The organism is Streptomyces sp. NPDC020996, from assembly GCF_040641355.1.
Taxonomy (GTDB): domain Bacteria; phylum Actinomycetota; class Actinomycetes; order Streptomycetales; family Streptomycetaceae; genus Streptomyces.
Genome location: NZ_JBFADM010000011.1, coordinates 152,796 through 167,877, shown reverse-complemented (window position 1 = coordinate 167,877; position 15,082 = coordinate 152,796). Strand labels below are relative to the sequence as shown.

At 73.9% G+C, this 15,082-nt stretch carries 12 protein-coding genes; 3 read left to right on the top strand and 9 right to left on the bottom strand.

Annotated features, from left to right (window positions below):
- Positions 1-85 precede the first annotated feature (85 nt).
- The 3 genes from AB0G63_RS11390 to AB0G63_RS11380 are packed head-to-tail and all read right to left on the bottom strand — an operon-like array spanning position 86 to position 2,693.
- On the bottom strand, positions 86-616 hold the full coding sequence (locus tag AB0G63_RS11390) for a hypothetical protein (protein ID WP_360747830.1): 531 nt from the start codon (positions 614-616) through the stop codon (positions 86-88).
- A gap of 5 nt (positions 617-621) precedes the next feature.
- Entirely contained in the window at positions 622-1,197 is a 576-nt protein-coding gene (locus tag AB0G63_RS11385; RefSeq protein ID WP_360747827.1) for a sigma-70 family RNA polymerase sigma factor, read from the bottom strand.
- 59 nt (positions 1,198-1,256) lie between these two features.
- Entirely contained in the window at positions 1,257-2,693 is a 1,437-nt protein-coding gene (locus AB0G63_RS11380) for a S8/S53 family peptidase (RefSeq protein WP_360747824.1), read from the bottom strand.
- Between the two features lie 147 nt (positions 2,694-2,840).
- Here AB0G63_RS11380 and AB0G63_RS11375 point away from each other — a divergent pair, with 147 nt between their 5' ends.
- On the top strand, positions 2,841-5,405 hold the full coding sequence (locus AB0G63_RS11375) for a CHAT domain-containing tetratricopeptide repeat protein (RefSeq protein WP_360747845.1): 2,565 nt from the start codon (positions 2,841-2,843) through the stop codon (positions 5,403-5,405).
- 220 nt (positions 5,406-5,625) lie between these two features.
- Here the strand turns inward: AB0G63_RS11375 and AB0G63_RS11370 are convergent, their stop codons facing one another.
- Positions 5,626-7,602 carry a LuxR C-terminal-related transcriptional regulator gene (locus AB0G63_RS11370; RefSeq protein WP_360747821.1) on the bottom strand — a complete coding sequence of 659 codons (1,977 nt, stop codon included), beginning with the start codon at positions 7,600-7,602 and terminating at the stop codon, positions 5,626-5,628.
- Between the two features lie 71 nt (positions 7,603-7,673).
- Here AB0G63_RS11370 and AB0G63_RS11365 point away from each other — a divergent pair, with 71 nt between their 5' ends.
- Both AB0G63_RS11365 and AB0G63_RS11360 read left to right on the top strand, forming a co-directional pair.
- Positions 7,674-8,765 (top strand): M12 family metallopeptidase, encoded by a 1,092-nt coding sequence (locus tag AB0G63_RS11365; RefSeq protein ID WP_360747818.1) that lies wholly within the window; start codon positions 7,674-7,676, stop codon positions 8,763-8,765.
- Between the two features lie 146 nt (positions 8,766-8,911).
- On the top strand, positions 8,912-9,325 hold the full coding sequence (locus AB0G63_RS11360; RefSeq protein ID WP_360747815.1) for a hypothetical protein: 414 nt from the start codon (positions 8,912-8,914) through the stop codon (positions 9,323-9,325).
- 17 nt (positions 9,326-9,342) lie between these two features.
- Here the strand turns inward: AB0G63_RS11360 and AB0G63_RS11355 are convergent, their stop codons facing one another.
- The 5 genes from AB0G63_RS11355 to AB0G63_RS11335 all read right to left on the bottom strand — a co-directional run bounded on the left by AB0G63_RS11355 (position 9,343) and on the right by AB0G63_RS11335 (position 14,936).
- Positions 9,343-10,719 carry an NtaA/DmoA family FMN-dependent monooxygenase gene (locus AB0G63_RS11355; protein ID WP_360747812.1) on the bottom strand — a complete coding sequence of 459 codons (1,377 nt, stop codon included), beginning with the start codon at positions 10,717-10,719 and terminating at the stop codon, positions 9,343-9,345.
- A gap of 20 nt (positions 10,720-10,739) precedes the next feature.
- A complete protein-coding gene (locus AB0G63_RS11350) occupies positions 10,740-11,942 on the bottom strand; it encodes an LLM class flavin-dependent oxidoreductase (RefSeq protein WP_360747809.1) in 1,203 nt (400 codons plus the stop codon).
- A gap of 130 nt (positions 11,943-12,072) precedes the next feature.
- Complete coding sequence (locus AB0G63_RS11345) at positions 12,073-13,098, bottom strand: ABC transporter substrate-binding protein (protein WP_360747806.1); 1,026 nt, start codon at positions 13,096-13,098, stop codon at positions 12,073-12,075.
- A 78-nt stretch (positions 13,099-13,176) separates the two neighbouring features.
- Positions 13,177-13,962 carry an amino acid ABC transporter ATP-binding protein gene (locus tag AB0G63_RS11340; protein WP_360747803.1) on the bottom strand — a complete coding sequence of 262 codons (786 nt, stop codon included), beginning with the start codon at positions 13,960-13,962 and terminating at the stop codon, positions 13,177-13,179.
- The gene (locus tag AB0G63_RS11335) at positions 13,959-14,936 is read right to left on the bottom strand and encodes an amino acid ABC transporter permease (RefSeq protein WP_360747800.1); all 978 of its coding nucleotides are present in this window, start codon (positions 14,934-14,936) and stop codon (positions 13,959-13,961) included. Before AB0G63_RS11335 ends, AB0G63_RS11340 begins: the two co-directional genes overlap by 4 nt.
- Between the last annotated feature and the right edge of the window lie 146 nt (positions 14,937-15,082).

Below are 15,082 nucleotides of genomic sequence, written 5' to 3'. Positions count from 1 at the left end.
CGGGCGGGCGGGGGCCCGCGGGGGGGGGCGCCGGGCCGGCCCCCCGCGCGGCCCCGGGGGGGGGTCCGCGACTCACCCGGTGACGTCAGGCCGTCAGCCAGTCCGTGACGATCACGCCCTCGCCGGTGCGCAGCTTCAGCGCGAACGGGCCGGCCGGCGCATCCTCGGACGTGAAGCGGCCCATTGCGTCGGCCGTCAGCGGCGCGCCCCCGTGCGGTCCGCCGAGGACCTCGATGCGGGCCGACTGCGGTGGCAGCACCTGCCCCATCAGCCCGTGCCCGGTCAGTTCGACGTCGACGGTGACCCCGCCCGCCTCGAAGGTCAGCATCCGCGGCGTGTCCGTGGCTCCTCTGACGGGGAGCGCGTGGACCACCGAGTCGAAGGTCAGCTCGGCGACGCGGGCCTCCAGGTCGTGCAGCGCGAAGGCCTCCACGGCGAGCTGCCGCAGCTGGGCCGGGACCGGGTCCAGGATGGCCGCCGCCTGGCGGAGCTCCTCCTCCAGCAGCGCGTCGGCGAACTCGTCGCCGTCCGGGCCGCCGTCGAAACCGCCGCCGTCGAAACCGCTGTCGTCGAAACCGCCGCCGTCGAAGACCTCGTCGTCGTTCGTGCCGTTCATGTCGCTCACACCGCCCCCCGAGCTTCGAGTCGTGCCCGCAGGCGCCGCAGACAGCGCTGGCGCAGCGGTCCGATGCTGCCCACGGCGATGCCCAGGGCGGCGGACACCTCCTGGTAGCTGGGCGGCGGCGAGGCCATCAGCAGGCGCAGCAACTGACGGCACCGCTCGCCGAGTTCCTCGAACTCCTGCCACAGGTGCCGGATGCGCTCGGTCTCGGCGGCCGCGTCCTCCGAGTCCAGCAGCGACTGTTCGGGCGTACGGTCCTCGCTGACCCGGTCGAGCAGTTGGGGGTCGTCCGTCACGGTCAGCCGCTTCAGGCTCTTGAGCACCTTCAGGCTCTCGTGGCGGGCGGTGCTCGCCAGCCACGACCCCGCCTTGTCGGGTTCGCGGATGCGTCCCAGGTGCTGGGCGAAGCGGAACCACACGGTCTGGTACACCTCGTGGGCGTCGGCGTCGGAGAGCCGGTGCGCGCGCACGACGGACCACACCAGCGGGCTCAGCCCTTCCACCAACGCTTTCCAGGCCGCCGCGTCACCGTCGACGGCTGACTGGACGAGCGCGCCGACATCTGCACGGTCCACGGCCCCACCCCTCGTGTACGGCAAGACATCGTACGCCGTGGAGGGGGCGGTTCCGGACCTCACGCCTCACCGGCCGGCTGCGTGAGCGCGGTCGGGCGCCAGGTGGCGGGGAGCAGCGCGGGCACGTGCGCCCCGCGCACCTCCGCGTACGCGTCGTTCGCGGCGAGGAGTTGCTTGCGGGCCGCCCGCGCGTCGGTCTGCCCGCCGGCCGTCATGCAGGCGGCGACCAGGCCGGCGGCCACCGGGGTGGCGAAGGACGTGCCGCTCCAGTTGGCGAGGCCCTCGAACACCACCTGGTCCGCCTTGCCGGAGGCGGGGTCGCCGCTCTCGCTGAGCACTCCGGTGTGGGGCGGGTACTGGCACGGGCACGCGTAGGTGAAGCCGTAGCGGCAGGCGTCGTAGGTGGTGTGCTGGTACACGTAGGGCACGGGCGCGTCGAAGCCGGTCAGCGCGCTGGTGAGCCGCTCGCCGGGGGCGTAGACGTTGACCCAGGGGCCGTAGTTGGTGAAGCAGGCGCCGTACTCGCCGTCGGCGCGCAGCGCTCCCACCGACAGGACGACGTCCTGGTAGTCGGGCAGGGAGGCGTAGGCGGCGGGCCAGAACGGGGAGGCGCTGGAGTTGTTGCCGGCGGCCGCGACCAGCAGGGTGCGCTGGGTGCGCAGTTCCTGCATGAAGCTCTCCACCCCGAGCAGGCCGTCGGTGCGGCCGTTGGAGGTTCCGGCGGACAGGCTCAGCACGTCCGGCCAGCCGCCGCGGTCGACGGCGTCGAAGAGGCGCTCGCCGAACTCGGACTCCAGCACGGCGCCGGCGTCGTTGAGGGTGTTGCGCACGGTGACGTCGGCGTTGGGCGCGACGGCCGCGACCAGGCCGGCGATGAACGTGCCGTGGCCGACGTACTGCAGGAGGTTGCCGTCGCCGTCGGTCTCGGTGCCGTGCAGGTCGCCCTGGACGCGGGCGAGCAGCGGGAGGGACGCGTAGTCGTGCGTGAGGCCGTTGTCGACGACGAGGACGCCGACGGCGGTGGCCGGGTCGTGAACGCCCTGTGCGGGGGCCGGGTTGGGGCCCTCGGCGAGCGGCACGGGCACCGGCTCGTCGCCGGGGCAGGAGTTCACCGCGATGGACACCACGTGGTTGCGGCTGACCAGCCGGCGTCCGGCTCGGCCCTCGTGCTCGCGCAGGGCGCGCAGGGCGTGCGCCACGGCCCGGTCGGCCCGCCGGTCGCCCTGGCCGGGGTCGCCGACCTGGATGCGGGTGATGCCGGAGCGGTTGGTCTCCGGGCCCGCTCTGCGCACGTGGTCGGCGGTCAGCTCCGGCGCCGCGGTGAAGTGGCTGCGCACGGCGTCCTCGACGAGCCGTGCCTCCTCGCCGTCGCGGGCGAGGACGACGCCCTTCTCGTAGAGGAACTCGGCGGAGTCGTCAGGTCCCATCGCCAGCGGGACGTCCGGCATGGAGCGCTGGATCTGGTGGAACTGCTCGTGGAATCGCTGAGGGGCCATGTGCGTGTCCTCCGGTTGAGGCGGCGTTCGTCAGTCAGAGCGGCGGAGTCGGTGATTGATACAGCACCGAACCTGTGTAAACGGCAACAAGCCACTACCATCCGTGGGGTGACAGCGGGAAGCGAGTCGGTTCTCGAACTATTGCCGATGGTGTTCGCGGCCCCCAACGAGGCTCTGGCACGGGCGCAGAACGTGCTGGAATCCGATCCCTCACCCTGGTCCGCCTCCGTCGCCCACCAGGTGATCGGCATCTGGCAGCGGGACTGGGGCGACCTCAGGCTCGCCCTGCACCATCTGCGCCGCGGCCGCGACCTCGCGGCGCGCTCGGGGTCGGCCGACCGGGAGGCGGACGTGCTGGCCGCGCTGGGCGTCGCGCTGGTGCACGCCGGCCGCACCCGGCAGGGCCTGGAGGCGCTGGAGCGGGGCGTCGCGGTCAGCAGCGGGCACACACGCGCACGCGTGCTGTTCCGGCGGGCCTACGCGTCGTGGGTGCTGGGACGCCACCGGGAGGCGCTGGAGGACGTGCGCCGGTCGATCCCCGTGCTGCGGCAGGCGGACGACGTCATCTGGACGGCGCGCGCGCTGACCCTGCGCGCCACCGTGCACCTCGCGGTCGGCGCGGTGGACCGGGCGGACGCCGACTTCACCGCCGCGGAGGCGCTGTGGGACACCACCGGCCAGGAGCACGACAAGGCCGACGTGGTGGAGAGCCGGGGGCTGGCCGCGTTCCGGGCCGGCGACGTGCCGGCCGCGCTGCGGCTGTTCGACGAGGCCGAGGAGCGCTACGACAAGCTCGGCACGCCCAGTTTCATGCTCTACATCCGGCGCTGCGAGGTGCTGATGGCCGCCGGGCTCGCCTCGGAGGCGCTGGCCGAGGCGGACGCGGCCATCGGGATGCTCGACGGCATCGGCGGGCAGTCGACGCGCAAGGCGGAGCTGCTGCTGGTCGCGGCCCGCGCGGCCCGCGTCGCGGGCGATCCGCACACGGCGATAGCGCGCGCGGCGCTGGCCGTGCGGCTGTTCGCCGGCCAGCGGCGCACCTGGTGGGAGACGCACGCCCGGCTGGTGATGCTGGAGGCGCGGGTGGCGGCCGGGCGCCGGTCGGGACGGCTGGTCGGGGACGCCGCCGCGGTGGCCGAGCGGCTCGCCGCCCTCGGCGCGCCGGCCGCGTCGGCGGCGTCCCTGCTGGCCGGGCGGATAGCGCTCGCCCTGGGCTGGACCGCGGACGCCGAGCGGCATCTGGCCGTCGCCGCCCGCAGCCGGCACAGCGGGCCGCCGCTCGCCCGGATCACGGGCTGGGCCGCGCAGGCGCTGCGCGCCCGTGCCGCGGGGTCGGGCCGGGGCGTGCTGGAGGCGTGCCGGCGCGGGCTGGACGTGCTCGACGACCACCGGATGACCCTGGGCGCCTCGGAACTGCGCGCGCGTGCCACCGCGCAGGGCGCGGAGCTGGCCGCGCTGGCCCAGCAGGTCAGCCTGGAGTCCGGCGGGCCGCGGCGGCTGCTGACGTGGAGTGAGCGCTGGCGGGCCACCGTGCTGTCGGCGCCGCCCACCCGCCCGCCGGCCGACCCGGTGCTGCAGAGCAGGCTGACCGCGTTCCGGGAGATCGCCGCCCGCGCCGAGGCCGCCCGCACGGAAGGGCGGCCGGTGCCGGTCCTGGAACGGGAACAGCGCCGTCTGGAGCGGGAGATCCGGTCCCGGACGCTGCACATGCGCGGGGACGCGCCGGGCGCCGAGGAACGCTTCGACGTCGCCCGGCTGCTCGGCCGGCTGGGCGGGACGCGGCTGGTGGAGCTCGCCGTGCTCGACGGGCGGGTGCAGGTGCTGTTGTGCGGGGACGGGCGGGTCCGCAGGTTCGAGGCGGGGCTGATCGCCGAGGCGGAGGTGGAGGCCGAGCACGTGCAGGCCGGGCTGCGGCGGCTCGCCCATCCGGGCGCGGACGCCCGGCTTCCGGTGGTGGAGGCCGCGGGCCGCCGTCTGGAGGAGCTGCTGCTGGGGCCGGCCGCCGCGCATCTGGGGTCCGGGCCGGTCGTGGTGGTGCCGCCGGGCCGCCTGCACCGGGTGCCGTGGGCGCTGCTGCCGTCGCTGCGGGACCGGGTGCTCAGCGTGTCGCCGTCGGCGAGCAGCTGGCTGCGCGCCCGGGAGACCGAGCCGCCGCCGGGCGGCCGGCACGTGCTGGTGCGCGGGCCGGGCCTGGCCAGCGGCGGGGCGGAGGTGCCGGAGCTGGCCGACCGGTACGGCGGGGCGACGCTGCTGGAGCACGACGACGCGCGCGTGCCGCGCGTGCTGGAGGAGCTCGACGGCGCCGCGCTGGCCCACATCGCCGCGCACGGCACCTTCCGCGCCGACAGCCCGCTGTTCTCGTCGCTGCGGATGGCCGACGGCCCCATCGTCGTGCACGACTTCGAACGCCTGGACCGCAGCCCGTACCGGATCATCCTGTCCTGCTGCGACACCGCGCGGTTCGCCTCGGTGGGCGCGGACGAGCTGCTCGGCCTGGTCACCGCGCTGCTGCCGCTGGGCACGGCGGGCGTGGTCGCGAGCAGCGCGCCCGTCAACGACGCGGCGGTGGTGTCGTTGATGCTCGCCCTGCACAAGGGCGTGAGCGGCGGCCTGTCCCTGGCGGAAGCGCTGCGCGACGCGCGGGCCGCGCTGCCGGGGGACGCGCTGCACCAGGCGACGGGGTGGGCGTTCACCGCGTTCGGCGCGGCCTGAGCGGCCTGAGCGGCCTCCCGAGGCCGCCGGGCGGAGACGGGCGAAGACGGGCGAAGACGGGCGAAGACGGGCGAAGACGGGCGGAGACGGGCGGAGACGGGCGGAGACGGGCGCCGGCCGAGGCCGCCGGGCGGCGCACGTCGTCGTGGTCGCGGCGGCGCCGGTGGCGGCCTGACCCCTCCCCCGATCACGGGGGTCAGACCGCCGGCTCGGGGGCGGCTCAGGCAGACCGCGCGTCGGGCAGGTCCACCAGCCACGGCAGCGCTCCGCGGTCGCTGGCGCCGAGCCGGGCGTAGGCGCTGTAGAGGTGGTTGCCGACCGTGCGGACCGACAGCGTCAGCCGTTCCGCGATCTGGCGGTTGCTCAGGCCCGCGGCGGCGAGTGCGACGATCTGCCGCTGGCGGGCGGTGAGTTCGCCCAGGACGAGGCCGGACAGGGCGGGGGTGCGGGCGCCCTGGCAGCGGTGGGCCAGGGCGACGGCGCGGGTGCGCGAGGTGCGGGCGGCCCTCGGGTCGCGGTGTGCCGCGACGGCCTGGGCGCGTGCCTCGGCGGCGAACAGCAGGAAACCGGCCGCCTCCAGTTCCTCGGCGGCCCGGTCCAGGCCGGGCCCGTCGCCGCGCGTCAGGGCGTCGGCGTGCCGCGCGAACACGCTGTCCGCCGGAAGCCGGCCGCCGGCCTTCTCCGGCGCGCCCAGGCGTACGGCGTCGTAGCGCACGGCGTCGACGCACACGGCGTCGTAGCGCACGCGTGCTCCACCCGCCGGACCGGCGCCGTACCCGCGTTCCCCGGCGTCGGCGTCGGCGGCGGCGGCGGCGTGGGCGAGGTCGGCGAGCGTCGTCAGCGCCCCGTCGACGTCACCGCGGGCCGCGGCCAGCCAGGCCGCCGCGGCGGCGAGGTCCGGCCGCCCGTCCACGGCTTGCTGGGCGGTGGCCGTGTCCCCGGTCTGCGCGGCGGCCAGGGCGAGTTCGGCGCGGCACTCCGCGTCGTCCGGGGCGGTGCGCAGCCCCTCCCGTGCCCAGGCCGCCGCCTCCCGCAGTTCCCCGCGGAGCCGCGCGTACCGCGCGCGTACGGCCGCGTACCCGGCCGGCACCGGCGTGCCCTCCTGCGCCAGCCACTCCCCCACGGGCGTCGGCGTGCCCCGCACGTCGGCCCGCTCGATCCGCCGGACCAGCGCGGCCTCCTCGGTCTTGAGGGCCGGTCCGCAGTCGTCCGGGGTGCGGGCCAGCCGCCTCGCCCGCAGCCTGCCGGCCGCGGCCCGCAGCACCGGGCCGTGCAGGGGGTGGGCGAGGCGGACGGCGCCCCGGTCGTCGACGTGGATCAGGCCGTCGGTCTCGAGCGGTTCGAGGATCCGCGGGTCGAAGTCGTCGATGTGCGGGGCGAGCGGCTCGTCGAAGGCGAGGCGTTCGAGGGTCTCGCGCTCCTGCGGGCAGGGACGCTCCAGAACCTGCGCGGCGCGGGCGCGGACGGTCGCCGTCAGCGGCAGCGGGCCACGCATCGCCCAGGCGCCGGCGCCGGCGTCGGCGTCGGCGTCGGCGTACGGCAGCCGGCGCAGCAGTCCGCGCTCGCGCGCGGCGTCGACCAGGTCGCGCAGCAGCCGCAGGTCGCCCCGGCACAGGCGGTGCAGCCGGTTCAGGGTGAGCGGTTCCAGTCCCCCGTCGACGGCCGAGGCGAGAACCTGTTCGGTGTCCTGGCGGGGCAGCGGTTCGAGGGCGAGGCGGGGCAGCAGTTCGTCGGTCCACAGCCGGGAGACGGCGCCGGGCACCGGGGCGTCGTCGGCCGCGGCGACGACCAGACGGGTGCGGCCGTGCACGGCGAGCTGGTGCACGAGGGCGGCCGAGGAGTCGTCGAGCAGATGGGCGTCGTCGACCAGCAGCAGCCGGGTCCCGGACAGCAGCTGGACGGCGCGGTGCAGGGTGACCTGCTCGGGCAGCAGGTGGGTGAACGCGGCGAAGGGGATGTGCCGGGTCCCGGGCGTGCCGGCCGCGCGGGCGCGATCGCCGCCCCGTACGGCCTCGGTGATCAGGCGGGTCTTGCCGCAGCCCGTCGGGCCGGTCACCACGATGCCCGGCCGGCCGCCGGACAGGGACCGGCGGATCAGTTCGAGTTCGTCCTCACGTCCGGTGAACGGCCAGGGCAGTGCGAGGGTCTTCGCGTCGCGTTCGAAAGTCGTCACGGCAGTATGAGCACGCGTACTCATGCCTGATACAGGGTGACTTGAGTAGCCCCCGACTCAGGTGCCCGTGGGCCCGGCCACGGCAGGCTGTGCGCATGGCCGGACGCTACTGCTCCCTCACGCAGCAGTCGGCCCCCGCCTTCGCGCCGGGGCTGACCGCCGAGCGGCGTGGTGCGCTCGTCGGCGGCAGCCGGATGTGGGTCAACGGCACGGTTCTGCACTACTGCTTCTTCGACCGCGACACCGACGCCTCCGTCATCCCGGTGCCGGGGACCGGGCAGTCGCGGCGGGTGTCGTGGGTCGGCTCCGAGGAGCAGCGGGACGTGGTGCGCGAGTGCTTCGGGGAGTGGCAGGGCCTCGGGATCGGGGTGTCGTTCGTCGAGGTCGGCGACCGTTCGGAGGCGGAGCTGCGCATCGGGTTCCAGTCCGGCGACGGTTCCTGGTCCGCCGTGGGCAGGGACGCGCTGCGGGCCGGCGTGAACGACCGCACGATGAACTTCGGCTGGGACCTGACCGCGCCCGGGGAGCGCGGGACGGCCCTGCACGAGATCGGGCACGCGCTCGGCATGCTGCACGAGCACCAGAGCCCGTACGCCGGTCTGCTGTGGGACGACGAGGCGGTCTACGCCGACCTGGCGGGCCCGCCGAACCACTGGAGCCGGGACACCACGTTCTTCAACGTCCTGCGCAAGCTGGACCGGGACGAGGCCAACGCCGGTGTCTGGGATCCGCAGTCGGTCATGGAGTTCGCCTTCCCGTCCGGGCTGATCCTGGAGCCCGAGCAGTTCCGCGGCGGGCTGCACCCGCCCGGCACGCTGTCGCCGGCCGACAAGGAGTTCGTGCTGCGCTGGTACCCGCCGGCCGGCCCGGCCTCCGTCCCGCCGCCGGCGCTGGTGCCCTTCCGGTCCGTGCCGCTGGGGCTGCAGCCGGGTGAGCAGGCCGACTTCGTCGTCGAGCCGCCGGAGACCCGCGACTACACCGTGGGGACGTTCGGCGACAGCGACACGGTCGTCGTGGTCTTCGAGGAGCGGGACGGGGAACCCCGTTACCTCGCCGGCCACGACGACGGGGGGACCCCGCACAACGCCACCATCAGGGCCCGCTTCGTCAAGGGCCGCCGCTACTTCGTCCGCGTGCGTCTGTACTCCGCCTGGGGACCGGGACAGACAGCGGTCATGTGCTGGTGACAGCACTGATCCGCGGCACGCGGGCGGCTGGACCACTGTCCGGCGCCGGGGGAGGGGTCCCGGACGTCACCTTCGGGGGAGGGTGACGTCCGGGGCCACGCCACGCCCCTCGCCACGTTGTCAGTGGGGGCGGGTAGCTTCCGGGCATGGATGTGATCAGCGGATACCTCATCGGTGAGAGCCTGCGCCCAGGCGCCGCGTTCGAGCACCCGGGCCTGCGCCTGCGCAAGGTCGGCCGCCTCGACGTCTCGCAGAGCACCACCGCCGCCCAGCCCCGGTACTGGACGTTCGTGGAGTGGGAGTACGAGGCCGAGAGCACGGAGACCACGGAGAGCACCGAGAGCGCGGACGGTGTCGACGGGCTCGCGCAGGCGCTCGCCGCGGTGCTGGAGCCGGAGCACGGCTGGTACACCGACTTCGTCGCCGGGGACGAGCACGTCGTCGTGTTCGCCGGGAAGGTATTCCGCTACCGGCGCGGCGACGAGGCGGGCCGCGCCGAAGCGGTCGCGTACGGCAGGTCGGTCGGCACGCCCGCGCATCAGCTGGACTGGCGGGAGTGATCGCCTGACCGGTGGGGTCAGGAAGCGGCCCGCTGGTCCTCCCCCGCTGCGTCGGGGTGGGCGAGGCCCAGGTGGTCGCGGAGGGTCGGGCCCTCGTAGTCGGTGCGGAAGACGCCCTGTTCCTGCAGCAGCGGGACGACCGTGTCGGCGAAGACGTCGAGGCCGCCGGGGGTGATGTGCGGGACCAGGATGAATCCGTCGGCGGCGTCGGCCTGCACATAGTCGTTGATGGCCTTGGCGACGGTGGCCGGGGAGCCGATGAAGTTCTGGCGGTTGCCGGTGTTGATGACCAGGTCGCGGATGGACCAGTTGTTGGCGGCGGCCAGCTCGCGCCACTCCCGGGCGGTGGCGACCGGGTCGCGGTACATGCGGACCTGGGCGCGGCCCTCGGCGATGTGGGTGTCGCTGACGTCCGGGTCGATGTCGGGCAGCGGGCCGTCCGGGTCGTAGGAGGACAGGTCCCGGTTCCAGACGAACTCCAGGTGTTTGATGGCGGTGGCGCCGCTGACCTGCTTGCGGCGCACCTCGCGGGCGAGTTCCTCGGCCTCGGCGTCGGTGTCGCCGAGCACGAACGTGGCGGCGGGCAGGATGAGCAGCTGCTCGGGGCGGCGGCCGTACTTGGCCAGGCGGCTCTTGACGTCCGTGTAGAAGGCCTGGCCCGCCTCCAGGGTGGAGTGCCGGCTGAAGATGGCGTCGGCGCCGGACGCGGCGAACTCGCGGCCCTCGTCGGAGTCGCCGGCCTGGAAGATCACCGGGCGGCCCTGCGGGGAGCGGGGGACGTTGAACTGGCCGTGGATGTCGAAGTGCTGCCCGTGGTGGACGAACGCGCCGGCCTTCGCGTCCCGCAGGAAGGTGCCGGTGGCCTGGTCGGCGATGATCTCGTCGCCGTGCCAGGAGTCGAACAGCTCGTGCGCGGTGGCCAGGAACTCCTTGGCGCGGGAGTAGCGCTCCTCCTGCGGCAGGAAGCCGCCGCGCCGGAAGTTCTCGCCGGTGAAGGCGTCCCAGGAGGTGACGACGTTCCAGGCGGAGCGGCCGCCGGAGAGGTGGTCGAGGGAGGCGAACTGGCGGGCGACCTCGTAGGGCTCGTTGAAGGTGGAGTTGATGGTGCCGGTGAGGCCCAGGTGTTCGGTGACGGCGGCGAGCGCGGCGAGGACGGTGAAGGTGTCGGGGCGACCGACGACGTCCAGGTCGTAGATCTTGCCGCCCTGTTCGCGCAGGCGCAGTCCCTCGGCGAGGAACAGGAAGTCGAACTTGGCGCGTTCGGCGGTGCGCGCGAAGTGGACGAAGGAGCTGAAATCGATGTGGCTGCCGGCCTCGGGGTCGCTCCAGACGGTGGTGTTGTTGACGCCCGGGAAGTGCGCGGCCAGATGGATCCGCTTCAGCGGCTTGGTCATGGTGGTGAGGTCCTTCCGGCTCAGGCGGTGGCGGCGTAGCGGTTGGCGGGGCGGGCCAGGCCCAGCAGTCCGCGCAGGGTGTCGGCCTCGTAGGAGCGGCGGAAGACGCCGCGGCGCTGGAGTTCGGGGACCAGGCCGCGGGTGACGGCCGGCAGGTCGTGCCCGAGGACGGCGGGGCGCAGCCGGAATCCGGTCAGTCCACCGGACTGCAACTCCTGCAACAGGTCGGCGAGTTGGGCGGGGGTGCCGGTGAAGATCCGGGCGTCGCTGGTGTATTCCTCGCCGTTGAGGTCGTCGAGGCGCTGCTTGCGGGCCGTGGCCTCGGCGGGGTCGTCGTCCAGGAAGACGACGAGGTCACCGAAGACGTGCAGCGGCTCTCCGGCACGGCCGGCCGCCTCCTGCTCGGCGCGGATCTCGGCGACGATCGCGCGGGCCTGGTCGGTGTCGTGCGGGGTGACGTAGCCGACGTCGGCCTGGCGGGCCACCAGCCGGTAGGGGACGGTCTGGTGGGCGAGGGCGGTGACGAGCGGCTGGCCCTGCGGCGGGCGCGGGGTGATGGAGGGGCCCTTGACGCTGAAGAAGCGGCCCTCGAAGTCGATGTAGTGCAGCTTGTCGCGGTCGATGAAGCGGCCGGTGGCGACGTCCCGTATCTCCGCGTCGTCCTCCCAGCTGTCCCACAGGCGGCGCACGACCTCCACGTGGTCGGCGGCCTCGTCGAAGAGGTCGGTCACCACGGGGTCGTCGTAGCCGTCGAGGTGCCCGATGGTGCGGCGGCCGAAGTGGTCGGCCTCGTGCGGCCGGGCGGTGATCTGCACCCGCAGGCCGGCGCGGCCGGTGCTGACGTGGTCGAGGGTGGCGATCGCCTTGGAGATGTGGAACGGCTCGGTGTGGGTGGCGATCACGGTCGGCACCAGGCCGATGTGCCGGGTCAGCGGGGCGATGCGGGAGGCGGTCAGGACGGCGTCGAGGCGGCCGCGGACCTGGTCGGTGCGCCCGTCGAGGTCGAAGGGGTGCGAGGACTGAAGGCCGAGGCCGTCCTCGAAGGTCACGAAGTCGATGAGGCCCCGCTCGGCCTCGGCCACCAGACCGGCCCAGTACGCGGCGGTGAACAGTTCCCTGGGCCGGGCCACCGGTTCGCGCCAGGAGGCGGGGTGCCAGCCGGTGCCGTCCAGGGCGACGGCGAGGTGGAGGGCGGCCGGGGAGGGTGCGGTGGATGAGGTCACGGGGTGCCTTCCGGTGAGTCCGAAGTCCGTACGGAGCGCCGGCCCCCGCGCGGACGGGGGCCGGCGGCGGGCGAGCGCGGTGGGAGGGGGCGCCCCCGGCCATGGGCCGGGGGCTGCCGGGTCCCGCCGGTCAGGAGTTGTCCAGCGGCAGTCCCGGCGGGTTGACCAGGGACTTGGCGACCGCCTCGTTGGAGAGGTTCCAGGCGGCCAGCCACTTGGCGTACTGGCCGCTGTCGATGAGGTGGTTGATCGCGTCGGCGAGGGGCTTCGCCAGGCCGCTGTCCTTCTTGGCGGTGGCCGCGATCAGGCCCTGCAGGTCGGCGCCCGCGCCGGAGAACTTGCCCGCGTTGCGGGTCGGCTGGGGCGTCTTGGCGACCTGGGTGATGTGGTAGGCGATGCCGGGGTTGGGGCCGAAGTAGGCGTCGATCTTGCCGCTGCCCAGGGCCAGGTAGGTGCTGTTGCTGTCCTGGAAGTACTTGACGGTGAGCTTCTTGCCCTCGCTCTCCAGCTTCTTCTTCCACTCCAGCAGGATCTTCTCCTGGTTGGTGCCGGAGCCGACGGCCACGGTGAGGCCGGCCAGGCTGCGGTAGTCGCCGTCGAAGTTCCAATTGCTCTTCTCGGGCACCTCGAAGGCGAGGTTGTCCTGCCGGTAGGAGGCGAACTCGTACTTCTTCTTGCGTTCCTCGGTGTCGGTGACGTTGGAGAAGGCGACGTCGACCTTGCCGCTGTCGATGCCGACGAAGAGGTTCTCCCAGGTGGAGTTCTTCAGTTCGGGCTTCAGGCCGAGGACCGCGGCGACGAGGCGGCCGAGGTCGGGCTCGGCGCCGGTGAGGGACTTCTGGTCGCTGCCGACGTACGCCAGCGGCGGGAAGCCGGACGGCAGCGCGCCGACGCCGATGACGAGCTTGCCGGACTTGCGGACGGAGGCGGGCAGTTCGGCGCTGATGGACTTCACCTCGGCGACCTTGAGAGTGGTCTCCTTCGCGGCGCCGTTGGACAGCCGTCCCACGGTCACGGACCCGGCGGCGGTGCTGCCGGTGCCGGTGGCCGCGTCACTGTCGCCGCCGCAGGCGGCGAGCCCGGCGGCGAGGGCGGTGACGGCGGTGGCCGCCGTGAGGCCGCGCAGCAGGTGACGTCGGGAGAGGTGGGAAGGCATGGCTGTTCCTTGTCGTTCGGTGAGGGTGTTGCTGGTGGTGCCTGTGCTACGGGGGTGGTGGTCTGGGGGGCGGCCGGTTCAGAGGACCTTGCTCAGGAAGTCCCGGGTCCGCTCGTGCCGGGGGTTGTCCAGGACCTCGGCGGGCGGGCCCTGCTCGACGACCCGGCCTTCGTCGAGGAAGACGATCCGGTCGGCGATCCGGCGGGCGAAGCCGATCTCGTGGGTGACGATGACGAGCGTGGTTCCGCTGCTCGCCAGGTCCTCGATGACGGCGAGGACTTCGCCGACGAGTTCGGGGTCGAGGGCGGAGGTGGGTTCGTCGAAGAGGATGACGCCGGGGCGCAGGGCGAGCGCGCGGGCGATGGCCACGCGCTGCTGCTGGCCGCCGGACAGCTGGCGCGGGTAGGCGCCGGTCCGGTCGGCGAGGCCGACCCTGCCGAGCAGTTCGCGGGCGAGTTCCCGTGCCTCGGCCTTGGCGAGCCGGCCGGTGGCGACGGGGGCGGCGGCCACGTTGTCCAGCACGGTCAGGTGCGGGAAGAGGTTGAAGTTCTGGAAGACGAAGCCGATGCGGCTGCGCTGGGCGAGGATGGTCCGCTCGCTCAGCTCCCTCAGCCGCTCGCCGTGCCGGCGTACGCCGATCAGCTCGCCGCCCACGCTGACGTGGCCGATCTCCGGCTTCTCCAGGTGGTTCATCACCCGCAGCAGGGTCGACTTGCCGGAGCCGGACGGGCCGAGGATCACGGTGACCTCGCCGGGGCGCACGGTCAGGTCGATGCCGTCCAGGACGCGGTGGGCGCCGTACCACTTGTGCACGTCGTGCACCTCGACCGCGGCGGGCCGGGTGCTGAGGGTCTCGGCGGTCATACGGCGGCCTCCCTGCGCGCACGGTCCCGCAGGTCGCGCAGGCCGGTGCGGAGCTTCTGCAGCGGCGTCGGCGGCAGGGAGCGGGTGGCGCCCCGGGCGTAGTACCGCTCGACGTAGAACTGGGCGACGGACACCAGGCTGGTCAGGATCAGGTACCAGACGGTGACCACCAGCAGCAGCGGCACGATGTCGCCGGGGTAGGTGCTGCCCATCGTCTGCGCGGAGCCGAACAGGTCGAGCAGGGACACGTAGAAGACCAGCGAGGTGCCCTTGATCAGGCCGATGAGCTGGTTGACGTAGTTCGGGACGATCGACCGCAGCGCCTGCGGGAGGACGATCCTGGTGAACTGGTAGCTCTTGGGCAGGCCGAGCGCCGCGGCGGCCTCGTGCTGGCCCTGGTCGACGGAGAGGAGGCCGCCGCGGACGACCTCGGCGGCGTAGGCCGCCTCGTTGAGGCTGAGGCCGACGACGGCGACCACCATGTCGGTGGCGAGCCGGGACTCGTCGAAGGTGAAGAAGGCGGGCCCGAAGGGGACGCCGAGGCTCAACGTCTGGTACAGGGCGCTGAAGTTGTAGAGGAACAGCAGCACCACGATCAGCGGGATGGAGCGCAGCGCCCAGACGTAGGTCCAGCTGACCGCGCGCAGCACCGGGGACTTCGAGAGGCGGGCCAGGGCGAGGAGGATGCCGCCGAGCAGGCCCAGCACGGCGCTGTAGGCGGTGACTTCGAGGGTGATGAGGAGCCCGTCGAGGATGGTCGGCCGAAGGAACCAGTAGCCGAAGCGGTCCCACTGGTAGAAGGGGTTGGTCGCCAGACCGTGCACGAACTGGGCCACGAGGACCAGGACGACCGCGGTGGCGATCCAGCGTCCGGGCCGCCGCAGCGGCTGGACGCGCTGTGCGGACAGGGTCTTTGACGGTGTGTCGGCGGGCGGTGCCCCGGCGAGGGACACGGCGCCTGGGAGTTCACTCATGGAGGGCTCCGGCTGGGTCGGACACCCCCGGACCGTGACGGCGTGTGCCGCGACGGCGAGCGGCGCATACGCGCGGGCGTACGGACCGGGGGCGGAAAGGACAACGGCACACCGGGCGGGCGGTGTTCGTCAGGGATGCGCGGGCC